The organism is Paenarthrobacter sp. TYUT067 (assembly GCF_023656375.1).
Taxonomy (GTDB): Bacteria; Actinomycetota; Actinomycetes; order Actinomycetales; family Micrococcaceae; genus Arthrobacter.
On the sequence record NZ_JAMOIT010000001.1, the window covers coordinates 310,910 to 333,211 of the forward strand.

Annotated in this window: 25 protein-coding genes; 7 read left to right on the top strand and 18 right to left on the bottom strand. The window is 62.0% G+C overall.

What is annotated here, in order from left to right:
* Nucleotides 1-44: 44 nt before the first annotated feature.
* Nucleotides 45-227, bottom strand: a complete 183-nt coding sequence (locus MOD31_RS01390; protein WP_250819667.1) for a hypothetical protein — start codon at nucleotides 225-227, stop codon at nucleotides 45-47.
* Nucleotides 228-533: 306 nt separating this feature from the next.
* Here MOD31_RS01390 and purS point away from each other — a divergent pair, with 306 nt between their 5' ends.
* The 3 genes from purS to purL are packed head-to-tail and all read left to right on the top strand — an operon-like array spanning nucleotide 534 to nucleotide 3,875.
* Nucleotides 534-785, top strand: a complete 252-nt coding sequence (purS, locus tag MOD31_RS01395; RefSeq protein ID WP_011773385.1) for a phosphoribosylformylglycinamidine synthase subunit PurS — start codon at nucleotides 534-536, stop codon at nucleotides 783-785.
* Between the two features lies 1 nt (nucleotide 786).
* Entirely contained in the window at nucleotides 787-1,569 is a 783-nt protein-coding gene (gene purQ, locus MOD31_RS01400) for a phosphoribosylformylglycinamidine synthase subunit PurQ (protein WP_250819668.1), read from the top strand.
* Nucleotides 1,566-3,875: a phosphoribosylformylglycinamidine synthase subunit PurL gene (purL, locus tag MOD31_RS01405; RefSeq protein ID WP_250819669.1), complete on the top strand. Its 2,310-nt coding sequence runs from the start codon at nucleotides 1,566-1,568 to the stop codon at nucleotides 3,873-3,875. Before purQ ends, purL begins: the two co-directional genes overlap by 4 nt.
* A gap of 75 nt (nucleotides 3,876-3,950) precedes the next feature.
* Here the strand turns inward: purL and MOD31_RS01410 are convergent, their stop codons facing one another.
* From MOD31_RS01410 to MOD31_RS01420, 3 genes are read right to left on the bottom strand one after another with little or no spacing between them, the layout of a single operon-like run.
* Nucleotides 3,951-5,369 carry a bifunctional diguanylate cyclase/phosphodiesterase gene (locus tag MOD31_RS01410; protein WP_250819670.1) on the bottom strand — a complete coding sequence of 473 codons (1,419 nt, stop codon included), beginning with the start codon at nucleotides 5,367-5,369 and terminating at the stop codon, nucleotides 3,951-3,953.
* A complete protein-coding gene (locus MOD31_RS01415) occupies nucleotides 5,366-5,869 on the bottom strand; it encodes a hypothetical protein (RefSeq protein WP_223941697.1) in 504 nt (167 codons plus the stop codon). Before MOD31_RS01415 ends, MOD31_RS01410 begins: the two co-directional genes overlap by 4 nt.
* Nucleotides 5,866-7,044, bottom strand: a complete 1,179-nt coding sequence (locus MOD31_RS01420; protein WP_166841278.1) for a GGDEF domain-containing protein — start codon at nucleotides 7,042-7,044, stop codon at nucleotides 5,866-5,868. The genes MOD31_RS01415 and MOD31_RS01420 overlap by 4 nt, the downstream gene beginning before the upstream one ends.
* Nucleotides 7,045-7,183: 139 nt before the next feature.
* Between MOD31_RS01420 and MOD31_RS21875 the strand changes: the two genes are divergently transcribed.
* Complete coding sequence (locus MOD31_RS21875) at nucleotides 7,184-7,309, top strand: hypothetical protein (protein WP_284705165.1); 126 nt, start codon at nucleotides 7,184-7,186, stop codon at nucleotides 7,307-7,309.
* Nucleotides 7,310-7,424: 115 nt separating this feature from the next.
* On the top strand, nucleotides 7,425-7,718 hold the full coding sequence (locus tag MOD31_RS01425; protein ID WP_142936781.1) for a DUF503 domain-containing protein: 294 nt from the start codon (nucleotides 7,425-7,427) through the stop codon (nucleotides 7,716-7,718).
* A gap of 20 nt (nucleotides 7,719-7,738) precedes the next feature.
* Here the strand turns inward: MOD31_RS01425 and MOD31_RS01430 are convergent, their stop codons facing one another.
* From MOD31_RS01430 to MOD31_RS01455, 6 genes are all read right to left on the bottom strand, one after another.
* Complete coding sequence (locus MOD31_RS01430) at nucleotides 7,739-8,059, bottom strand: putative quinol monooxygenase (RefSeq protein WP_250819671.1); 321 nt, start codon at nucleotides 8,057-8,059, stop codon at nucleotides 7,739-7,741.
* 118 nt (nucleotides 8,060-8,177) lie between these two features.
* On the bottom strand, nucleotides 8,178-9,071 hold the full coding sequence (locus tag MOD31_RS01435) for a carbohydrate ABC transporter permease (protein WP_142936790.1): 894 nt from the start codon (nucleotides 9,069-9,071) through the stop codon (nucleotides 8,178-8,180).
* Nucleotides 9,071-10,087, bottom strand: a complete 1,017-nt coding sequence (locus tag MOD31_RS01440; protein WP_250819672.1) for a carbohydrate ABC transporter permease — start codon at nucleotides 10,085-10,087, stop codon at nucleotides 9,071-9,073. Before MOD31_RS01440 ends, MOD31_RS01435 begins: the two co-directional genes overlap by 1 nt.
* 5 nt (nucleotides 10,088-10,092) lie before the next feature.
* Complete coding sequence (ngcE, locus tag MOD31_RS01445) at nucleotides 10,093-11,502, bottom strand: N-acetylglucosamine/diacetylchitobiose ABC transporter substrate-binding protein (protein ID WP_166841275.1); 1,410 nt, start codon at nucleotides 11,500-11,502, stop codon at nucleotides 10,093-10,095.
* 419 nt (nucleotides 11,503-11,921) lie between these two features.
* Nucleotides 11,922-12,332, bottom strand: a complete 411-nt coding sequence (locus MOD31_RS01450; RefSeq protein WP_142936793.1) for an MmcQ/YjbR family DNA-binding protein — start codon at nucleotides 12,330-12,332, stop codon at nucleotides 11,922-11,924.
* 56 nt (nucleotides 12,333-12,388) lie between these two features.
* Nucleotides 12,389-12,961, bottom strand: a complete 573-nt coding sequence (locus MOD31_RS01455) for a polysaccharide deacetylase family protein (protein WP_250819673.1) — start codon at nucleotides 12,959-12,961, stop codon at nucleotides 12,389-12,391.
* 43 nt (nucleotides 12,962-13,004) lie between these two features.
* On the opposite strand from MOD31_RS01455, the gene MOD31_RS01460 reads away from it, so the two are divergent.
* Nucleotides 13,005-13,265: a hypothetical protein gene (locus MOD31_RS01460; RefSeq protein WP_250819674.1), complete on the top strand. Its 261-nt coding sequence runs from the start codon at nucleotides 13,005-13,007 to the stop codon at nucleotides 13,263-13,265.
* Nucleotides 13,266-13,340: 75 nt separating this feature from the next.
* Here the strand turns inward: MOD31_RS01460 and MOD31_RS01465 are convergent, their stop codons facing one another.
* The 7 genes from MOD31_RS01465 to MOD31_RS01495 form a co-directional block, all read right to left on the bottom strand.
* Nucleotides 13,341-13,766, bottom strand: a complete 426-nt coding sequence (locus MOD31_RS01465; RefSeq protein ID WP_142936795.1) for a CoA-binding protein — start codon at nucleotides 13,764-13,766, stop codon at nucleotides 13,341-13,343.
* 9 nt (nucleotides 13,767-13,775) lie between these two features.
* Entirely contained in the window at nucleotides 13,776-14,621 is an 846-nt protein-coding gene (locus MOD31_RS01470; RefSeq protein ID WP_250819675.1) for a hypothetical protein, read from the bottom strand.
* Entirely contained in the window at nucleotides 14,618-15,172 is a 555-nt protein-coding gene (locus MOD31_RS01475; RefSeq protein WP_166841376.1) for a sigma-70 family RNA polymerase sigma factor, read from the bottom strand. The genes MOD31_RS01470 and MOD31_RS01475 overlap by 4 nt, the downstream gene beginning before the upstream one ends.
* Nucleotides 15,173-15,539: 367 nt before the next feature.
* Entirely contained in the window at nucleotides 15,540-16,985 is a 1,446-nt protein-coding gene (locus MOD31_RS01480; RefSeq protein ID WP_250819676.1) for an HNH endonuclease signature motif containing protein, read from the bottom strand.
* Between the two features lie 88 nt (nucleotides 16,986-17,073).
* Entirely contained in the window at nucleotides 17,074-18,330 is a 1,257-nt protein-coding gene (locus MOD31_RS01485) for an alpha-L-fucosidase (RefSeq protein ID WP_250819677.1), read from the bottom strand.
* A complete protein-coding gene (locus MOD31_RS01490; RefSeq protein WP_250819678.1) occupies nucleotides 18,327-18,941 on the bottom strand; it encodes a TetR/AcrR family transcriptional regulator in 615 nt (204 codons plus the stop codon). The genes MOD31_RS01485 and MOD31_RS01490 overlap by 4 nt, the downstream gene beginning before the upstream one ends.
* Nucleotides 18,938-20,020: a saccharopine dehydrogenase NADP-binding domain-containing protein gene (locus MOD31_RS01495; protein WP_250819679.1), complete on the bottom strand. Its 1,083-nt coding sequence runs from the start codon at nucleotides 20,018-20,020 to the stop codon at nucleotides 18,938-18,940. The genes MOD31_RS01490 and MOD31_RS01495 overlap by 4 nt, the downstream gene beginning before the upstream one ends.
* Nucleotides 20,021-20,469: 449 nt before the next feature.
* Between MOD31_RS01495 and MOD31_RS01500 the strand changes: the two genes are divergently transcribed.
* Nucleotides 20,470-21,606 (top strand): AI-2E family transporter, encoded by a 1,137-nt coding sequence (locus MOD31_RS01500; protein WP_250819680.1) that lies wholly within the window; start codon nucleotides 20,470-20,472, stop codon nucleotides 21,604-21,606.
* A gap of 8 nt (nucleotides 21,607-21,614) precedes the next feature.
* Here MOD31_RS01500 and MOD31_RS01505 read toward each other — a convergent pair whose 3' ends face one another.
* Nucleotides 21,615-22,073 carry an iron chaperone gene (locus tag MOD31_RS01505; protein ID WP_250819681.1) on the bottom strand — a complete coding sequence of 153 codons (459 nt, stop codon included), beginning with the start codon at nucleotides 22,071-22,073 and terminating at the stop codon, nucleotides 21,615-21,617.
* Between the last annotated feature and the right edge of the window lie 229 nt (nucleotides 22,074-22,302).

Genomic DNA, 22,302 nt, shown 5'->3' on the forward strand with positions numbered 1-22,302 from the left:
CCCCCTTGAATAGCGCATTTGTACGTGCGCTAATCTCCGGAGAATTACCGGGGAGTGCGCAGGGCGTCGCTGATTTTGGCGCGCGTTTCAGCGTCCAACGGAAAGGTCACCCTGCGATCGCGCGCGGCCCGATCCGCCTTGATCTTCTGGATGACCATCCGGCCCAAACCAGCAAAAACGGCTGCGGCCACAACACCCAGCACCATCGATTTCGGTTTCTCAGCCATGCCGCAATCCTAGTGACGCGGACCACCCGTGGAAAGCGCCGCCGTCGGGCCCTCATCTGGTCCAATTTCCTCCGCCGCGGCGGGGTGTCCTCGCGCAATCCGGCTGAATAGGGTATGTGCGCTGCTCCCGGTAGAATAGGTGTGCAAGCTCGCGGAGCGCCCCCCATGCCGTTCAAACATTGCAGTTCACCACCGTGTTTAACCCTGTGTTCAAGACGCTGTTTGAATGCGGCTGAACGGCGTGAGACGGCACCTCCGCGGCAGCCTTATTTAAGGTTCACCCAACTCACGCACAGGAGTTACCGGATGCCCCGGATCGTCGTTGACGTCATGCCCAAGCCCGAGATTCTGGACCCCCAGGGGAAGGCCATCGTGGGTGCACTGCCCCGCCTCGGCTTCAACAGCTTCAGCGCAGTCCGCCAAGGCAAGCGCTTCGAACTGACCGTCGACGGCGAGGTGACCGACGCTATCCTGGCCCAGGCCCGTGAAGCTGCCGAGACTCTCCTGTCCAACCCGGTAATCGAGGATGTTGTCAACGTCGAGGTCGTCGAGGCCTGATATGACGTCGATCCCCCTGATTGGCGAGGCTGTCGCAGTCTCCGCCGAGCCCCGCCTCGCCGGCGCCAAAATCGGCGTCGTCACCTTCCCCGGCACCCTTGACGACCGCGACGCCGCCCGTGCAGTGCGGCTTGCAGGCGGCACTGCGGTGCCGCTCTGGCACGCCGACAACGAGCTGGGCGACGTTGACGCTGTCATCATCCCCGGCGGGTTCTCCTACGGTGACTACCTCCGCGCCGGCGCCATTTCGCGTTTCGCGCCGCTGATGTCCAAGATCATCGATGCCGCAAACTCGGACGCGAAGCTCCCTGTACTGGGTATTTGCAACGGTTTCCAGATCCTCACCGAGTCGCACCTGCTGCCCGGTTCCATGATCAAGAACGACCACCTGAAGTTCATCTGCCGCGACCAGACGCTGCGCGTGGAGAACGCCAACACCGCCTGGACCGTGGACTACACCGACGGCCAGGAAATCATTGTGCCGTTGAAGAACCAGGACGGCCAGTACATCGCTGACGAGAAGACCCTGGATGCCCTTGAGGCTGAGGGCCGCGTGGTGTTCCGCTACGTGGGCTTCAACCCGAACGGCTCCCGCCGCGACATCGCCGGCATCTCCAACGCAGCGGGCAACGTGGTGGGCCTCATGCCGCACCCCGAGCACGCAGTGGAGACCGGCTTCGGCCCCGAGGCTGGCTTGTCCGGCTCGGCCGGTGAGCCGCGCGACACCGACGGCCTGGGCTTCTTCACCTCCGTACTGACCAAGATTGTGGGAGGCGACAAGTGACCACGGAAACCACCAAGAAGTTCAACATCGACACCGTTGAGCACGCTGCCAAGACCCCGGACACGGAACTCCCGTGGGCCGAGTTGGGCTTGAAGCAGAACGAATTCGACGAGATCGTCAAGGTTCTCGGCCGCCGCCCCACCGGTGCCGAGCTGGCCATGTACTCCGTCATGTGGAGCGAGCACTGCTCCTACAAGTCCTCCAAGAACCACCTCCGCCAGTTCGGCGAGAAGGTCACCGAGGAAATGAAGAAGGACATGCTGGTTGGCATCGGCGAGAACGCCGGCGTCACCAACTTGGGAGACGGCTGGGCCGTGACGTTCAAGATCGAGTCCCACAACTCGCCGTCGTTCGTTGAGCCGTACCAGGGTGCCGCTACCGGCATCGGCGGCATCGTCCGCGACATCATCTCCATGGGCGCACGCCCGGTTGCCGTGATGGACCCGTTGCGCTTCGGTGCGATCGATCACCCGGACACCGCCCGCGTCATGCACGGTGCTGTTGCCGGCATCGGCGGCTACGGCAACTGCCTGGGCCTGCCGAACATCGGCGGCGAAATGGTGTTCGACTCCGTATACCAGGGCAACCCGCTGGTGAACGCACTCGCCGTAGGCGTCATGCGCCACGAGGACATCCGCCTGGCCAACGCATCCGGCAAGGGCAACAAGGTTGTCCTGTTCGGCGCGCGCACCGGCGGCGACGGAATCGGCGGCGCTTCGGTGCTGGCCTCGGAGTCCTTCGATGACACCAAGCCCTCCAAGCGTCCGGCCGTCCAGGTGGGCGACCCCTTCGCTGAGAAGGTCCTCATTGAGTGCTGCCTGGAGCTCTTCAAGGGCTCGCTGGTTGAAGGCATCCAGGACCTCGGCGCTGCAGGAATTTCCTGCGCCACGTCCGAGCTCGCGTCCAACGGTGATGGCGGCATGGAAGTGGAGCTGACTTCGGTCCTGCTCCGCGACCCCACGCTGACCCCGGGCGAGATCCTTATGTCCGAGTCGCAGGAACGCATGATGGCCGTGGTCACCCCGGAGAACATCGCAGCGTTCGAAGCTGTGATGGACAAGTGGGCCGTGGAGTACTCCTGGTTGGGTGAAGTTACCGATACCGGTCGCCTCATCATCACCTGGGAAGGCGAAGTAATCGTCGACGTCGATCCCCGCACCGTTGCGCACGACGGCCCGGTGTACGACCGTCCGTTCGCCCGCCCGGAGTGGCAGGACTCGGTGCAGGCCAACTCCTTCACCGGTTCCGTGGAGGACGCAGGCCGTCCGTCGGCTCCCACCGAGCTGGCTGCAGCCGTCACCGAACTCGTTGCGTCACCGAACATGTGCAGCAAGGCCTGGATCACCAAGCAGTACGACCGCTACGTTGGCGGTAACACTGCCATGGCTTTCCCGGACGATGCCGGCGTGGTCCGCGTTGACGAGGAAACCGGCCTGGGCGTTGCCTTGGCCACCGACGCCAACGGCCGCTACACCTACCTCGAGCCCTACCAGGGTGCACAGCTCGCACTGGCTGAGGCCTACCGCAACGTGGCCACCTCCGGCGCCGTTCCGATGGCCGTCAGCGACTGCCTGAACTTCGGTTCCCCCGAGGATCCGGATGTCATGTGGCAGCTGGCCGAAGCCATCCGTGGCCTCTCCGACGCCTGCATGGAACTCGGCATCCCCGTGACCGGCGGCAACGTCTCGCTCTACAACCAGACCGGCACCACGCCCATCCACCCCTCCCCTGTGGTGGCAGTTCTGGGCAAGCTGGACGACGTCGCCCGCCGCACGCCGTCGGGCTGGCGTGAGGACGGCCAGGCCATCTACCTGCTGGGCACCACCGCAGCAGAGCTGGATGGTTCCGAGTGGTCCAACCTCCGCGGACACCTTGGTGGCCTGCCGCCGAAGGTTGACCTCGCAGCCGAGCGCGCATTGGGCGAAATCCTGATCAACGCTTCCCGTGACGGCATGGTGGACGCAGCACACGACCTCTCCGAAGGTGGCCTCGCGGCTGCTTTGGTGGAGTCCTCGCTGCGCTACGGCGTGGGCGCCCGCATCGCCCTTGAGGAACTCATGGAGCGCGACGGCGTGGACCTGTTCACGGCCCTCTTCTCCGAGACGCAGGCCCGGGCCATCGTGTCCGTACCGCGCTCCGAGGAAGTCCGCTTCAAGGACATGTGCACGGCCCGTGGCTTCGCCCACCTCCGGATCGGCGTTGTTGACGCTGCCGGTGGAAAGCTGGAGATCAACGGCGTGGACGAGCTCTCCTTGGACGCTCTCCGCGAAGCACACGAAGGCACCCTGCCGAAGTACTTCGGCTAGAAGAAGCTATGCCAAAAGGCCCCTGCGAGCGTCCGCCAGGACGTGTGCAGGGGCCTTTTGCCTTCTCATAAGGTTTTAGCCCGGCCAAGTCCGCAGCAGCATCAGCTGTTCAGTGAACTCGGCCTCCGGCAACGGCCTGCCAAAGTAGTAGCCCTGCCCGCTCGCGCAGCCTATGCTCCGGAGCGCTTCTGCTTGTTCGGAGGTCTCAATCCCCTCCCACACACCCTCCAAGCCGCAGGAGCGGATGACCTGCTGGATCGCGGCCAGGAAGTCCAGCTGTGAAGGATCCTTGCCCAGGTCCTTCACGAACTGCCGGTCCACCTTCACCCGGTCTACGGGCAGTTTCCTCAGGTATCCCATGGACGAGTAGCCGGCGCCGAAGTCGTCGATCTCAAGCCCCACACCGAGCCTGTGCAGGCTCGCCAGGGTGTAACGGTCAAGCTCGTTGTTGTGGATGATGGCACTCTCGGTGAGCTCCAGCACCAGTGATTCCGGGGCCACGCCTTGCCCCGCCAATGCCTCACTGACGTCGTCCACGAATTCCAGGCTTTGGAGATCGGCAGCAGAGACATTGATCCTCATGGAGAAGTCCTGGTGTGCGGTGGCCGGGGCATCCCGCCACCGCCGCAACTGGCCCACGGCCGTACGCAGGACCCATCTGCCCAACTCCGCGATCAGCCCGGTGGCCTCGGCAACGGGGATAAACTGGTCCGGCATGATCAGGCCATGGACGGGGTGTTTCCACCGGACCAAAGCCTCGCAGCCCTCGATCCTGCCGGTGGCGAGCTCCACGATCGGCTGGTAGTAAAGGACCAGCTGGTCCGAACGGATGGCTTCGCGGAGTTCGCCCACGATCTGCCGCTGCAGCAGCCGTGCATGCAGGGTTGCGGGATCGAACACTTTGAGTTTGTTCCGGCCCTCATTCTTGGACTCTTCCATGGCCAGATCGGCCTCTTGGAGAAGGTCCTCGATGCTGTGATGCGGCTCCGCGGTGCGCAGGCCGACGCTGGCGCCGCAGCGGATGCTGTTGTTCCCGAGGTCTATGTTCGGTTCCAGCGCGGCCAGGATGCGGTTCCCGACGGCGGTGGCCCGGCTGTGCGCGGTGGCGGGCAACAGCACAGCGAATTCGTCCCCACCCAGGCGGGTGACGACGTCGTCCTCCCGCACGGCTGACCGGATGCGCATGGCGACGGTGATCAGAATCTGGTCCGCCGCGGCATGGCCTGCGGAGTTCTTCAGTGCCCTGAAACCGTCCAGATTCATGAGGAGCAGGGCAGGGGGTACGGCACCCTTGGCAGCAGCTGCCTGGGCTTCGGAGAAAGCATTCTCCAAGGCCTGGCGGTTGCCGAGCCCGGTGAGTGGATCGGTAAGAGCGTCCCGGCGCTGTTCGTACCGGGCAAGATGGAGTTCCGTCATCAGGGCCTGGACGTGTAACTCCAGTTTCTGGATCCGCGAATCGACGGAGAGAAGCTTGTGGGGCTTCGTGGCACTCACGACTCTTCCAGGCGTCGCAACGTTGAGTCGGCAACAGCCTGGGGCTTGGTGACGGGGTTGCGGCGTTCGTCCAGGAAGAGCCGGTAAGAGGCAACATCCAACCTTCCATCCGGCTCAACTTTGTTGCCGGCACGGTAGACGTGGGGGATCCAGGCCCCTCCGACGATGGCCTCGATCCAGGCATCGCATTCGGCGAGCGGGAGGTGCACCCGGGTGCCGGTGTTCCTGCGGTGGCCCGCAATCGAGACTGTGATGCAGCTGCCCAGGAGTCCTTTGTCCGCGGTGAACCAGGCCAGGCCTTCGACGTCGGCCACTATGGTGAGGTTCGCGTTGCTGTCCTCCACCGACTGCACGGGGCCCATCCTGACGGAGCGGCGGTCAGCGTTCAGCGTGGTGGCTGTCCCGGCTTTATAGGGGGCACTGGTGATGCTCTGGCGGAAGACGGACAGCTCCTGGGTGTGCTGAATCTGAATCCGGGTGGTGAGTTCGTTTAGGGTCATGATCGTGCCTCATCCGCTATAGTGGCCGCCTCCGGGCGGTCGGCTCCTACAATCCTGTTTCTCCCTTGCGCCTTTGCGCTGTAAAGGGCTGCGTCAGCTACCTCGATCATGAAACTGAGGTCAGCGGACGCGGGAATGCTTGACGTCACTCCGTAGCTGATGGTGGGAAACACCACGCCGCCAGGGGCTGGAAATTCTGCCATTCGGCGGCTGATTTCGGTGGCGATGTTCTCTGCACGGTCCTGTGTTGCGCCCGGCAGGAAGAGAACGAATTCTTCCCCGCCATAGCGTCCGATGAGGTCCGTGGACCGCACCGAGGCTGAGCATGCTTCGGCGAAGGCGCGCAAGGCCACATCCCCGGCTCCGTGGCCGTGTTCATCGTTAACGGCCTTGAAGTGATCCAGATCGGCCAGGATAACAGCTGCCCCGGAACCCGTTGAATGCAACCGGTCAAGTTCAGTGGTGGCAAGGTCAAGGAAGGCTCCGCGGTTGAGGAGCCCTGTCAGGTGGTCGCGGGTAGCACGTTCGCGAAGGCCTTTGATGAGTTGGTCGCTGGTCAGGGCCGTCATGCTGAAGGAAACGGTGACCAGGAGGACCATGGAGATGAGGGCTGAAGGTCCAGGCCCAAAGTACGTGCGGAACGTGTAACTGGCCGGTCCTTCCAACGCATAAACCACCCAGCGTCCCAGGTAGTAGGCGGCCAGCAGGCCTGCGGCTATGGAGAGGGCTCTGTGGACTTGGGAGTGGGAAGACTTGATGAACCACAGGTCATAGGCGGCCAAGGCTATGCCCACGGTCATCATGGCCAGATAGACAAAACCACCGGACCAGACGTTGTTCCCGGGGCTTTCCAGAAAGGATGCGATAGCGGTGACGGCAGGACCAACAGCCAGCTGCCACAGCTTGGCCTTCCGGTCCCGGAGGGTCTTCGCTCCGGCCCACACGCTGAAGGCGCCTGCCACCACGAGGACGTTGCCCACGGGGTTTGCCCACACCTGATGGGGGGTTCCATTGAGGAGGAAGGCGGCGTTGCCCGCCATGAACTCGAGCAAGGCCAGGCTCCACCAGCCTGCGTACGGCGAGCGGGTTCGGTGGAAGGAAGTACAGAACAGCATCAGGAGCGTCACGGTGACCACGCCCAGAGCTACTCTTACCGAGAATGCATCGAGCTCCATGCCAACCCCCTCAGCTGGTCATCCTGTGCCTTTGAGTTTCAGTGTCGCCGGGCTTCCTCAACCTGCATGCTGTGTTTGCTCAAGATTTGCTCAAGATACGGTGTGGTCCCTCACCCAACCCAGTGACCGTCGTCGTGATATGCCGAGCAACGCGAAGATCGCAATCCGCCATCCGTGGCGACGCAAGGTAGCCAGGCCGGAGACGATGATCATCAAGGCGTTGCCGAACAGCAGGGACACCGCCCCACCCACCACCAGCGGGTAGGCCAGGACGACGATTGGAGGGCTGCTCCTTCAGTGGGCGCCGCGGCCTGAGTTGGCTCAAGATTCCATCAACTCCACAGTGGTCCACCGCCCTGACCTGCGGCGATAATGAATTCATGTGGATCGGTTGGATTGAGTTCGACGTCCTTTTGGGCGATGTCCATAGCCTCAAGGAGAAGCGCTCGCTGCTGCGGCCCCTGGTAGCCGAGCTAAAGCGGCGCTTCGAGGTCTCTGCTGCCGAAACCGGGCTTCAGGACCAGCATCGTCGGGCGCTGGTTGGAGCCGCTGTGGTGGCCCCGGATCACGCGCATCTCCAACAAGTGCTCGACGCCGTTGAACGCTTCGTGGCCGCCCGGCCTGAGTTCGAGCTGCTCAGCGCACGGCAGCGGGAGCTGCACAGCGAGGATTAGCGGGCCCAGCGGCCCAGCCCCTACGCGATGGTGAGCTCACCCATGCGGTCCCAGCCGCTGCCGTCGAACTGGCGGCTGATAATGTGCGGGGTCTCCACGAGAGCCTGCGGCATGTCCGCCATGGCTTTCTTGAAGTGATCGCTGTTGACGTGCGCCTCGGCAGCGTCGTCCTGGAAGGCTTCCACCAGGACAAACTCGTTGGGGTTATCCACACTGCGGGACCAGTCGAACCACAGGTTGCCCGGCTCTTCGCGGGTCGCCTTGGTGAAGTCGGCCACCAAATCCAGCCACCGTTCGGACCATTCGGGCTTGACGTTGAACTTGACCACAATAAAGATCACGGGCTGCTGCCTTTCGTTGCACTACAGATCCGTTCCATCCTTTCAGATTTAACGCCCGACGGCGGCCCGCACCTTGAGGTGAGGACCGCCGTCGAACGCTGTTTGCTGCGTGGAGCTACTACTTTGAGGTGCCCTGTGACACGGAGCCCTGCAGCTGGCGCTGGAAGATCACATAGACAATAAGCACCGGAATGACCGTGACACTGACGGCTGCGAACAGCGCGCCGTAGTCCACCGCGTAGCCCATCTGGCCGGCGAAGGCCGCGAGTTCCTGCGACAGGACGCGCGGACCGGCGGCGTTGATGGATACCGGAATCAGGAACTGGTTCCACAGGCCCAGGAAGTTGAAGATGGCAACCGAGGCGAGGCCCGGCTTGGCCATCGGCAACATGACCTGGAAGAACGTCCGCCACTCCCCTGCGCCGTCCAGGGCCGCTGCTTCAGTGATTTCGTGAGGCAGTGACTTGAAGAAGGAGAAGAGGAAGAACACCGTGAACGGAAGCGCGAAGCCCACGTACACCAGGATGAGTCCCGGCAAAGTGTTCAGGAGCCCCATATTCTTCAGGACGAAGAACAACGGAACCATGGCAAGGAAGATCGGGAACGTCAGGCCGGCGAGCATCAGGTAGTAGATGGCCCTGCTGCCCGGGAAGGTGTAGCGGGCCAGCACATAGGCACACATCGCACCGAGGACCATCACGATCACCAGGGCTGCGGCCACAACGATGATGGAGTTCAGGAAGGCGCTGCCGATCCCGGCATCGCTCCAAGCCTTGACGTAGTTGTCCAGTTTCCATTCACCCGGCAAGGCGAACGGCGAAGCAAAGATCTCGCTGGAGGTCTTGAAGGAGGACATGAACGTCCACAGGAGTGGAAGGATGACGATCAGTGTCCAAATGGTCAGCGCGGTGTGCGACACCGCTCCCACCACTTTGTCACCCGGCGTGGTTCCCGGAGTCCGCGGTTGGAAGTGCAACGACTTCATTTCCGGAGATGAGACTTTGGTTGTCATTACTGGCTCACATCCTTATCGCCGCCGGTGAGCCGGTTAACCATGAACACCAAGCCGGAGAAGATCAGCGTGGCAAGGGCCAGCACAACGCCCATGGCACTGGCGAGGCCGAACTGCCCCTTGCTGAATGCGGTGAAGAACAATTGTTGCGCCATGACCAGCGTGGAGTTGTCGGGACCACCGCCGGAGTTGAGGGCAGCCATGTAGACGAAAGCATCCAACGCCAGAATGCCCATGTAGATGTAGGCGGTCTGGATGTTGTCGCGGATCAAGGGGATGGTGATGGATACGGCGGTCCGGAAACGTCCGGCGCCATCAATCCTGGCGGCCTCGAAAAGCTCGGCAGGAATGCCCTTGATGCCGGCTACAAACAGGACCATGTAGAAGCCAACGAAGCCCCACACAATGACGAACATGGTGGCGATCATGGCCGTGTTCTTATCACCCAGCCAAGCGAAGTCCTTGAACTGGTCCAGGCCGAGGCCCGTCAGGATGCCGTTGAGCAGACCGCCCGAAGGATCGTAGATCTGCCCCCACATGATGCCGATTGCTACAGCGGGAATGGTGTAGGGGAAGAACGACACTACGCGGTAGAAGCTGGAATTGCGCAAACCCTTGATCTGGCCTTTACTGCTTCCGCCTACAGTCACCAGCGAGGCAAGCACCAGGCTCAAGATGATGGTGATGATGGGAAGGAAGATGACCAGGACGATGTTGTTGGACATCGCCTTCATGAAGATGTCGTCAGTAAAGATCTTCACGTAGTTTTCGAGGCCGATGAAGTTCTGGTTGGGCGAGAAACCGGACCAGTCCGTCAGCGAATACCCGAATGCCTGAATAAACGGCCAAATCACGAACAACAGGTAGATCGCCAACGGCAGTCCGAGGAACACCGCAAAGAAACTGACCTTGTCCCACGTCAATGGCTTACGCCGTCGCCTCACCACTTGCAGTGGGGCCTTCGCCGGAACGACGGCGGCCAGGCCGTCGTCGTTCCGGCTCTGCTGAGTTTTCACTGAAGTCACTTCACTTCGATCTTCTTGACCGAGCTGTCGTTACGAACCTTATCGGTGATGTTCTGCAGTGCGGAGGTGAGGGTTGCAACGTCCGACTTACCGTCCAGGAAGGTGTTCCAGACAACCAGTTGGTCCTTGTTGGTGCCGTACAGGTCAATGAAGTTCCAGGAGTAGACGTTGTCGCCGGCATCGCTGAGCATCTTGGTCTGCGAAACCAGAGCCGTGGAACCGAAACCATCGGCCGGGACGGTGTCCTTGACGATGGTCGGCGCCAGTTTGGTCTTGGCGAAGTTGGTGGCAGCTTCCTTGGAGAGCATGATCCGGAGCAGTTCCTTGCCACCGGCAGCGTTCTTGCCCTGCGACGGGACAATGAACGGCTCACCTGCAGCACTGTGAAGTGCCGTCTGGGGCATCTTGGGGCTGGCGGTGACAGACGGGGCCGGGGTACCCATCATGTTGAAGCCGGCCTTGGTCTGGTCCTTCATTTCGTTTTCGATCCAGGAGCCCGAGGGGTAGAACACGGCTTCCTGGGCGTTGCTCCACTGTGCCTGTGCTGCCGTGAACTGGGTGCCTGAGCCGCCCGGCTTGAAGAAGCCGGCCTTGACGATCTTGTCCATGGCCGCGAAGACGGACTGGATGGCCGGGTGCGACCAGCAATCGGCTTTGAGGTTTTCAAGGCCGAGGCGAACGTCGTCGCCGCCTTCCTTGATGGCAGATGCAATGGCCAGTTCCTGGTAGTACGTGGCCGCTTCCTTGCCCCAGACGAAGAGGTACTTGCCCTTGGCTTTGGCTTGCTCGCCCAGGGCGTACATTTCATCCCAGGTCTTGGGAACAGTCCAGCCGTTTTCCTTGAGCAGGGAGTCGGAGTACCACACAGCGAAGACGGTCAACACGTAGTTCAAGGCGGCAAGCTTGCCGTCGAAAGTACCTGGAGCCAGTACGCCGGTGTACAGGGTGTCCTTGATGACCTTGCCTTCAAGGTTCTTGGCCTCCACAACACTGGTGAGGTCTTCAAGCTGGGCAAGGATGGTGCTGAAGCCGATGGCCTTCGCGCCGGAGTTATCGATCAGGTCCGGCGGGTTGCCACCGACGAAGCGCGGCTGAAGTTCCTGCGCAATGTCCGTGGACGGTGAGATCTTTGCAGTGGAGCCCTCGTGTGTCTTCTCGAAGATCTTTCCGGCGAACTCGACGTAGTCGATGCCGTAGCCACCCTTGAAGATCACGGCGTCCAGGGCGGCCTTGTCAGCCATGCCGAACGGGTTGGTGTCGGAAACGGTGCCCGTGGGACCGGTTGTGGTGGTGCCGCCGCCTGCGGCACAGGAAGCGATGGTTCCCCCCATGGGCACGAGCACGGCTGCTGCGAGTGCTCCGCGCAGGAATCCACGGCGACCGACGGACTGGTGCTGAACGTTCATTTCTAAACCCTCCAGTGACTCGTAGTGTCCGGACTGTTGCGGCGGGAAAGCCGTTCAGCCAGACAGTCTGGGCTGGCGCTCTGGCAGCACCAACCTTCTGTGACATAATTCACCAGGAATGATCGAAAATCAATCTTTCTTGGTACTTTCGATCAACATTTGTCAAAGCGTGATCTTTCTACGGGCCACCGGCGAGGGCCTTTCCGCACTCGGCGATCGCCTGGCGGGCCGTCACCCTTTGCCTCCCAGTTCCCAGTGGTACCGGGCATTGTCGGGCAAAACGGGACTCCGCCAGGCCTGGGGTGAGCACCTCTTTACCAGGCGGAAACGAGCCAAAGCTTGCGCGCAAAGCAATCATCCAGCTATGCACTATCAATCTAGTCCCATGTCAGTGCCGTGGGGAGGGGTTTGCGGGCATGTCAGGTGCCCTGCGGTTTTGCGAGCCTGGCCCAGCCGAGCTGTTCCTGTTGTTTGCGGCTCAGCGTGGCCACCACGAGGTCGTAGGAGTCCTCCACCATGTCCCGGATCACCTCATCAGAAAGGTTCCCGTCCAGTCGGACCCCGTTCCAATGGGTCTTGTTCATGTGCCATGCGCCGGTGATTTCGGGGTTTGCTGCCCGGAGCTGTTCAGCCAGGGCGGGCTCGCATTTGAGGCTCACGGACCAGTTGTCCGGATCCATGGATGACAACGCGAACATCTTAGCTTGGTGCCTGGCCCCTCCAGTGACGGCTGCACGCACCTTGAACACTGAGGTTTCGGGGCCGAATGGGAAGTCTTCGAACGCGCCGGGGAAGCTGAGGCAAATTTCGCGGAGGGCGGGAACATCCATGGAGAGAGCCTACTGGCGGTCCGGGCCGGCGACCACGCCCCTCACCGGGCAGCGCCTTACGCCACGCCCAGGAAGTCCTCCAGCAGCACCACTTCCAGCCCTGCTGCCAACTGGGCGGCGCGGAATGCGGCGAGGTCTGCGGCAAACTCCGCCCGGAAGTGCATGAGCACAATATCGCCGGGACGAAGCGAGTTGCCCACCTGGTAGTCCATCTTCCCGGCGTTTGCCTTGGCCTCCCACGTAACAATCGCTTTCATCCCTGCATCGGCAACGGCTTGGCGCATCACGTTGGAGTATGCGCCTCCCGGGGGCCGGAAAAGCGTGGGACGTCGTCCGTAGTGCTGAAATGCGTACTCCTGCATTCCCACCATGTCATTGAACTGCTGCTGATAGCCCCACTGCCGCACCATGTTGATGTTGTGGGTGACCGTGTGGTTCTCCATCAGGCTGCCCTGGGCTTTGAACGCGTTGAAGAACGCCGGGTTGTCCGCCACGGTGTCCTTGGTGAGGAAGAGCGAGGCAGGATAGTCGTACTCTGTCATGAGCCTGATCGACTCCGGCGTTTTGATGTTGCCGTCATCGATGGTCAGGAATACCACCGGGTGCTTGGTGTCGATCTTGGTAATCACGGGCGCAAGGCCGCCGACAATCGGCGGGAGTTGATAGTCCGGGATGAACGTCCGCCGGATGCGCTTGGTGGGGGTCGCCGTCGGTGAGGGCGTCGGAGAAGCGGACGACGTCGGAACCTCGCCTGCAACGGCCATCGCGCCGTTCGGTCCCGGCACCTCGGGCGAGGCGGCAGCGCCACTGGGCGTCTGCACCGGCGTCGAACTCTCAGCGGCATTGCAGGCCGTCAGGCCGGCCACCATGGAAGCGCCCAAAACACTGAAGACGGCCCGCCTGCTGGGAGTGGAAAAAGGCACCGCAGAATGACTGCCGAACATGGTTGTCCCCCAAAGACTCAAAAAGTGATTCAGCTGCAATCTAGCAGAGGAATCGGCACGGTTATCACAGGCCGTAATGCCAGCCTTCACGTGCCGGGCAGGAGTTAACCACTACGTCCAGTCCCGCATCATGTGCCCGCTGTACGGCGTCGTCGTCAAAGACTCCCAGCTGAAGCCAAACGGCCTTGGCACCAATAGCTATCGCCTGATCAATGACCGCCCCAACACGTTGGGAGTTGACGAAGCAATCAACAACATCAATGGGGTACCTGGCCTCGGGGATCTCCGCCAGGGATTTGTACCCTTTTTCTCCGTGCACTTCCTCGCCTTTGAGGTTGACGGGGATGATCTCCATGCCCATCTTGTCCCGCACGTACAGCGAGACGTCATAGGCGGAGCGCCATTCATTGGTGCTCAGGCCAACAATTGCCCAGGTGCCCTTTGTTCGCATCAACCGCTCGACGACGGCGGGATCGTTGACATGCATCATGACCCAAGCTTACTTAGACCACTGCTTCCAGGTGTCCACGGACGCCGGTAATTGCGCGTCATTGCGCTCGTCGCTGAGCGCGGTGTGCCGATATCCGGGTTTGGTTCGTTCCGCAGACTTAGCGGCTTGCTGCTTGTCCTCCTTGTCTGACTTGTCCTCCTTGCCTGACTTGTCCTCCTTGCCTGAGTCCGGCTTGGGCTGCGGGCTCAGGGGTAGATTCGGCGCAGTCTTCGTTTGTGGAGGTCCAACCGGTAGGGCACTGCCCGGGACAGCACCGCTTGGAGGGGTGCTGTTGTGGGCGGGCGCTTCAACCACGCCAGGGGCCGGCGGCTGCGCGGGTACTTGCGCCTGCGCCTGGGTCTGTGCAGGAATTTCGGCAGGCGCACCACTACCGGGTACCGGCACGGATCCGGCAGCTGGGGTGGTCGGAAGCGCAGCGGGATCCACCGCCGGAGCGGGTTCGGTCATAACGCGCGGGGCGTCGGGACTGGGCAGCGCGGGGGCTGCGACTGCCGGCTGCGGCCGGACGTTTCCCAGAAGCTCATCCATGAACGACGGGTTCCGGGTAAACCCGGAACTTGCGGCTGCAACGCCACTGACGCCCAGACTCATCGCTGCCACCACGGCGACGCCGACCACGGCGGTGCGGTGCTTGCGCCTCCATCGGCGTTTGCTGACTTCATCGTGGGGGCCGGACAGCATTGCGGAAAGCTCGGCACCCGGAGTTGGGGCCGCAAGATTGGCGAAGGACCCCAAGGAGAGGAGCGCACGCCGGACGTCAGCTGAGTCGGCCGCATCGGCGTCGAGCAACAGCTCCTCCGCGATCACTTCACGTTCACTATCTCTGTATGTCATGGCGACACGTATTCCTTTACTGCCGAATGCTCACGGAGCGTAATTAGTGCCCGCCGCTGCAGCTGTTTCACTGCCCCGGCGGATTTCCCCATGATGTCGGCAACCTGCTCCACGGTCAGGCCCGCCACGATGCGAAGGGTCAAGACCTCCCGCTGCTCGTCGCCGAGGTAGTCCAGGAGCTTCATGACCTCCTTGGGCGCCAAAAGTCCCAAAGCTTCCGCCTCTGCGGAACTCACTTCCCGGGTGTCCCGGTCCGGCTCGAACTCGTGCTGTTCCGGCGACCTACTTTGCTTCCGATGCTCATCCACCATGCGGGCATGAGCCACCGAGAAAATGAAGGTTCGGAGGCCATGAGCCCCACCGCTGATGTCATCCAGCCTGGGCAGGATGGCCAGGAACACGTCCTGCGTAACTGCCTCCGGATCCGATACACCTTTGGCCGTCAGATAACCGAGGACCTGGCCGGCGTACGCCTGGTAGACGGCGCCGAACAATTCCGCGTTATTGCCCTTGAGTGCAAGTAGCGCTTCATCGGTCAATGCGTCGGTCACAGGATTGAGGCTTTCGATCGGCGGCAGGTCCGTTGCTTGGGCCTGGACGTCCGCAATGTCACCAACGGACGACCCCACCAAGGGTAACCGCTCCACGTGGCCTTCCATGGAATGACCCGCTGCCTTATCAGGCAGGCTCTTGACCGAACTCCGTCGAGAGCGACTCCCGTGAGAGCAAACCGCCGCAGACAAGGAACCGCCGGAGACAAGGAAGAGCCGAGCTGGAACATGATGGGGGACAAATTCCAGCTCGGCCCTTTCAAAGACGTAATCGTCAGGGCACGCCAAAGGGTTACGCGCGGGTAGAAACTTTTTTGAAATTCTTTTGGAAGGCGCGTTTGAGACCGCCAGCGTCCCTGGACAGTGTCTAGATTCTGGCGGGGTGGTGCCCGGGTAGGGGTGGAGCCTTTGATTGGTAGGTGTGCCCGGTGGGGGTGCGGATTTCCAGGGTGTGCACGCTGTGGTTCTCGCCGGGCAGGGATGTAGTGCTCCAACCGGGGTGTTCCTTGGTGTGATTGCACGCCTCGCACAACCCCGCGGCGTTGCTAAGGTTCGTTTTCCCTCCTGAACGCCACGAAACCACATGGTCGATATGCCGGATGGGCGCATCACAATACGGCGTCCGGCAGGTATCGTCGCGAGTCTCAACGAACCGCCGTAACCTGCCGGTGAAGAGCCGGGCCTTGGAATCGGTGGCAAGGAGTTCTCCCGTGGACGGTGCTGTGTAAAGCCGGCGAAGCCACACAGCGAACTCTGTGTCCGGCGGTGCCTGTGCTGCCTGTCCTGCCCGTGCCTGTGGTTCGTCCACTGCCCGCCCGGAACCGGGCCGCGGACTTGGGCTTCCGGCCGGTCCCAACCCCAGCAGTTCCCTCCCCCACTCTGCCGGGACGATTCCGTACCCCTTGAGCCGGGCCGGTTCACTGTCCCCTTGAAAGAGCGTCCGGTCGGTCATGACAAGATCCAGGTTGATCCCAGAAAACCCACCCGGCGTGCCGGTAACCCGTTCAACCAATGTGTCCGCCATGACCTGGCCACGGGTCGGGGCTACTCCACCAGACCCGACACCCCCACCAGTACCAGCACCACCTGTGGAACGGGCAGTATCAGCAGCCCGGGACAACGCAGTATAAACCGCCACCCCCTGAGCCACCGGCAACAGCGCCGTCAAATACGTCATGGTGTCCGGCGCCGGACGCAAACTCACCGTCCGCTCAGCAGCGGCACGACTGGCACGACCCACCACCGACCGCGGATCACGCCGATACGCAGCAGCCTTCACCGCCGCAATGATCGCTTTGTCGCCCTTGCCATCAAAAGTCCCGGTATCGGCGGCGAGTTCCTCATCCACCGCACACCGATCCTCAACAGACAAACACGCCGTTTCCCTCACCAGCAGCGTGGCGCGCCATTCATTCAACTGCCCCGACCGCAGAGCCGCCAACGTCCGCGGCATCTCCACCACCAGCGCCTTCGCAAAACCCAGCAAACGTGACCCACGGTTCGGGGACTCCCGCCGGGCCAACGCCACCTGCGCCCCCACCCCCTGACCACGCTCGGACGCAGGAACACCAGCCTCGGCCTGCTCGGCGCGCTGAGCTAGATCAAACGCCACCACAACCCGCGCCTGCAACGCAGTGATAGCCGACTTCATCTCCTCCAACACCCGCAACTGCTCAATCAGATCCCCACTGACCGAGCCCCCAGGAACAGCGCCGGGCTGAGCAGAAACCCGCGGCGACAGGCCACCAGACGAGGCACGAACAAGCGCGTTCGAGGTCACCGCACCTGCTCGACTTTCCCGAATCCGCTCCATGTCATAACTCTGTCAGCAGGCACCGACATTTTTAGCTTGGGCCACATGGTGACGGTGGCGGACAGGCCGGACAGTGCACGGGGAAGAACTACTCGGGCGCCACCGTGGGGGCTTCATACCCTTCGGGGATTGCTGGAACATCAGCATCCAAAGCGCCGGTGAAAACCCGCGCCGAAAGCAGGCGGGCGCCCTCGCCTGACAACTTCACGTCCAGCTCTGATGCGGTGACAACCGGCAATTGGTGGATTCGGCGGCTACCCACGGTCATCCCGTCAATAAGGTTCGCGCCTTCGGAGGACACCACGTGACGGGTGATCCGCTGCCCCGCGTTCAAGTCCTCAACTAACTCCAGGTGGTTGAACGTAACCGCAGCGGGGAAACCCAGCGTCACTCCGCCGTCGTGATGTCCCAGCGTCGCCTCAACCACGCCGGAGAGGCGACGATCCAATTCCGCCTTCCACTCCTTCAGAACCAGAATGTCGCGGTCAGGAATGAGACCACGGGTATCGGGTGGCACATTCAGCAAGAGGTTGGCACCCATTCCCACCGATTGGTAATAGATGGCGAGCAGGTGCTCAACGGATTTCGGTTGGTCATCCGGATGCCAGAACCAGCCGCGGCGGATGGAGACATCGCATTCGGGCGGCAGGTAGTGTTCGGCGAGCAGCCCCGAGCTGGTCTCTGTGTACTGGGTATCGGACGTGCGGTCCACAACATAGGTGACGGGGTCCGATGCCAGTCCATTCTCGTTACCCACCCAGCGAATGGTGGGCTGGCCCATGTTGAAGATCATGGCATCGGGCTGGTGTTCCTTAACGACGGCGATGATCCTGTCCCAGTCGTATTTTCTACCCACCGAACCCGCGCCATCGAACCACAATTCCATGAGCGGACCGTAGCCTGTGCAGAGCTCGGTGAGTTGGCGGACGTAGAAATCGTCATAGGCGGCGGGGTGGTTGTAGCAGTCAGCGTTGCGGTCCCACGGAGACAAGTAGAGCCCCAGGCCGATCCCCTGCTCCTTGCAGGCTTCGGCGACTTCCCTGACAACATCGCCTGCGCCGCCCCGCCACGGCGATGACGCGACGGAGTAATCGGTGGTGGCCGTCGGCCACAGGCAGAATCCGTCGTGGTGCTTTGCTGTGAGGATGAGGTACCGGGCACCTGCCGTTTTTGCCGCGCGGACCCAGCTGCCGGCGTCGAGTTCGGTCGGGTTGAAACTTGACGCCGGGACGGTACCGTCACTCCACTCCTTGCCGGCGAAAGTGTTGATGCCAAAGTGGATGAAGACACCGAGCTCGAGCTCCTGCCAACGGAGTTGGGCCGGAGTGGGCACTAGCTGAGTCACCGGGCGGGCTCCTGTCCGTGGATCAACGATTGCGCCGCGCTGATAATGGATCCGTCTCCGTACTCTGTCCGGAGGCCGGCAATATCCGAGCGTGTGACGGCCGCCCCCTCGAAGAGGCTCACGATCGCGGCAGCAACGCCGGCGAGTTCCGGCTCCGACAACTCTGGCCTACCGCGCCGCACCAGGCTGCTGACGTGCGCTGCATACTGCCCATAGAAGCTCCTCAGCGCAGCCGCCGCTTGCTGGTCTGCTGAGGCCAGGGCCCAGATCTCCAGGTGCATCTTCACGTCTTCAAGCGCTGAGTGTTCGTGCAGCAGCGCCGTCAGGAGTCGATGGGAATCCTCCCGGGTCAGGCCTCCGGACGCACCGGCACCAAGGTCCAGCCCGGCCTCTTCCGAAAGCCTCTGCAGTGAGCGTTCAAGGCTTCGCTCAAGGACAGCGCGGATCAGGTCCGCCCGCGTAGGAAAGTAGTGCTGCAGGTGTCCGATGCGCACCCCGGCCGCGGCGGCGAAGTCCCGCATGGCAGCATTGGCGTTGCCCTTGGTGACCAGAACTTGTTGAGCAGCGTCAAGGAGCGCCGCCTTCCGCAGGGCGCCCTTGCTTTCGGTCATGACCTCAATATTGTCACACCGTGTGATTCAAGTTCCGCCAGCCGGGACGCTGGGTCCGGTGTGGATTCGGGGAAGGTAACACCGGGCCCGGTGCCCTCCGCGAGAACACTGCGCAGCCCCAGCAAACCGCCCAAAGCGGTGAGGTGTGCCTGCCCTTGCGGATCGGATATGACGGCAGTTCGCGTTCCGGCCGGACCTTTCACATCGATGCGGATATGTGCCGTGCCACCTGAGCCGGGCGAGTAGAGGAAGGACCTTCGCAGCGGCGCCCACCGTGCCCCGCTACCCCAGCGGAAGAGTCCCACCGCACGTGCGGCGAGCAACGCCGTCGTGGACGCGTTGGAACTGAAGCCGATCCGGGTGGACACCGATCCGGCACCAAGGGTGAGCGGCATCGTGAACTGTTCAGGTGTGTCGAGCCGCGCCACTTTGGTGCGATGCCCGGCAATGTCCACCCAGCGCGTGTCAGTCAGGGGGCGTACGACGGCGGCCTGACCGCCTTTGCGTACTTCGAAGTCCAGTCCCAGCCGATCCATGAAGTCCACTGAATCGGCTCCGGCTTGGTCATTGATGTCGTATCGGATGGCGACGTCGATCTTGTCACTGCCGCCCACATCCTGGGCCAAAGCTGCTGCCACGATATTGGTGACCCCTCCCATCCAGCCTGAGCTCAGTGAGACAGGAGCCGTTGGCCGCAGAAGGGTAGCCAGCGTGAGTGCCCTGGTGACGCGGCTGGTCCAACGGGTGACGTCGACGTACGGAATTCCGGCGGCGACGGCTGCGCGAAGCACCCTGTCATGGGGATCGTTGACGGTACTGATGACCGCCCTGACCTTGGCGGCGAATGGCTCCGCTTGGTTGAGGTCCCATTTCTGTACTGACACTTTCTTTACTGTCACTTTTCGTTGCTCACCGGGAACGCTGCTGCTAGTCAAATGGCTGCCGCGCTCCGGGTTCCGGCCCGTGATGAGCAAGGGCCATTCGGCTGCGGCGAGCCGGGTCAACGCTGTGCCGACGGTGCCGTACCCGCCGACGATCAGCACGGGACCTGCGGTATCAAGTTCAAGGAAATCGGTCATGAGTTTAATTCTAGGTCATATGACCTAAAAATGTTTTACCGCGGTAATCAGCATTGCGGTCCGCTTCTGTCCGCTAGCTGTGAAGGACACCCTGTGGCCGAGTGGAAACCGGGAGTAGGCTGCAGTTATCTGCCGGAGCAATACCCTTCAGTGCGCAAAGGAGAGATCGTGACATTGCCTCCACACCACGAGCCCGAGCCATTTCCTCCAGATCCCGGACCCGTACCACCACCCCCGGATCCCACCACGCCGTTTCCGCCGAGCCCCATTCCTGACCCGAATCCAACCCCCGGCCCGTCTCCGGCTCCCGATCCCGGCCCGGTACCTCCACACCCTGATCCGACGCACTAGCAGGGCGATGCCAGCAGGTACGCCACCACATCGGGGAATAATCAGTAGGCTTATGTCTGATCTCATCGGCTGACCGATGCGAACGAACAGGAGCCACCATGACGGAACCCCAGGAAACCGCCCACTTTTCCGTCCGCAAGCCATCCAAGCCGGATCTCTGGAAGGACTCACTTGGCCGGACAGCTGTCCGGGCAAGCCAGATACTGCTCATCCTGACCCTGACAGTGGTGGCGATCTTCGGACTCCTGCAGATCCGTCTGCTTGTCATTCCGGTGCTCATCTCGCTCATTCTGGCCGCAGCCATTGGCCCCTTCGTGAATATGCTGCGGCGTCGGGGATGGCGCGGGGGCCTGGCAACGGGTGTCGCGTTCCTGGGCTTATTGATAGTGCTCGGCGGAGTCATCACTGTCATCGTGTTTTCTGTCCGCAGCCAGTGGGACGAATTGATCAGTCAGGCGGCACGTGGGCTGGACGAACTTGAGAACTTCCTGCTGACAGGACCGCTCCCCCTTGAACGGGAGCAACTGAACCAAGCGCGCGAAGCCGTAGTGGAGTTCGCACAGAGCAGCCAGGTACGCTCCGGAGCAGTGACCGGATTGTCAGTGGTCACGGAGTTCCTGGCAGGCGCCAGCCTGGTGGTCATCATCCTTTTCTTCTTCCTCAAGGACGGCGCCAAAATATGGGACTTCTTCCTGCGCCCCTTCAAAGGCGTGCGGGAAGCCAAGCTTCGCCGTGTTGGCAAGCGGACCATGGAGGTCCTTGGCGGCTACGTCCGGGGAACAGCGATCGTTGCCTTGGTGGACACGGTGGCCATCGGCGCGGCGCTACTCATCATGCAGGTTCCACTCGCCATTCCTTTGGCGATTATCGTTTTCATCGGCGCGTTCATCCCCTTGGTGGGTGCCACCGTTGCCGGCATCCTGGCCGCTTTGGTGGCACTGGTTGCCAACGGCCCCATCGTGGCGTTGATCGTGGTGATCGTTGTGATCGCCGTCAATCAGCTCGAAGGTGATCTCCTCCAGCCGATCGTCATGGGCAAGTCCCTGAAGCTCCACGCGCTGGTTATCCTCATGGCTTTGACGGCCGGCACCATCCTGGCCGGAATCATCGGCGCAGTCCTGGCCGTACCCATCGCGGCCGTAACATGGGCCATCATCCAGGTGTGGACGGCAGAAGACCCAAACCTGGAAGACATGAACCCGGACTTGCCGCCCGCCGACAGTCAGCCGACGTAGTAGATCCCCTACCCCAACGCCCTCTTAATGAGTTCGACGATCCGCGCTTCAACCTCGTGGGTGATTTCCGTGACGGCGAAGGACGTGGGCCACATGGCTCCATCATCCAACTTCGCGTTCTCCTCAAAGCCGAGCGTGGCATACCGCGCCTTGAACTTGTGGGAGCTCTGGAAGAAAATAATGTTCTTCCCGTCCTTGGCATAAGCCGGCATTCCGTACCAGGTTTTGGGGCTGAGCTCAGGTGCGTGCTCCTTGACGATTGCGTGGAGTCGCTCGGCTATGAGCTTGTCCGCCTCTGGCATCTCAGCGATCTTGGCCATGACATCAGCCTCGCCGTCCGCTTTGGATGCCTTCTTGCGCGGCGCCTTCTTGAGTTCTTGCGCGCGCTCTTTCATGGCGGCGCGCTCCTCTTCCGTGAAGCCGTCGTAGGACTTTTCCTTAGTTGCCGTCTTGTCCGTATCCGTCATGGTGTTCGCTCCCCTTGGTCTTATGAACTGATACCCCTAACGCTAAGTTGCCCGCGGATCCGCGGCTTCTCCGAAACTGCTCGATTCTGCTGCGGAGTGTGTTGCGGGAGTCTTGAGGTTTTCCTGAGGAAGTGTTGCGGGTATGCAGGATTTGTTCTTGATCCGGGCCCGGCACAGTAGTTCTTGTCAGCCACACAGGCTGGAAACGAACGGCCGGCCGGTCTCACGG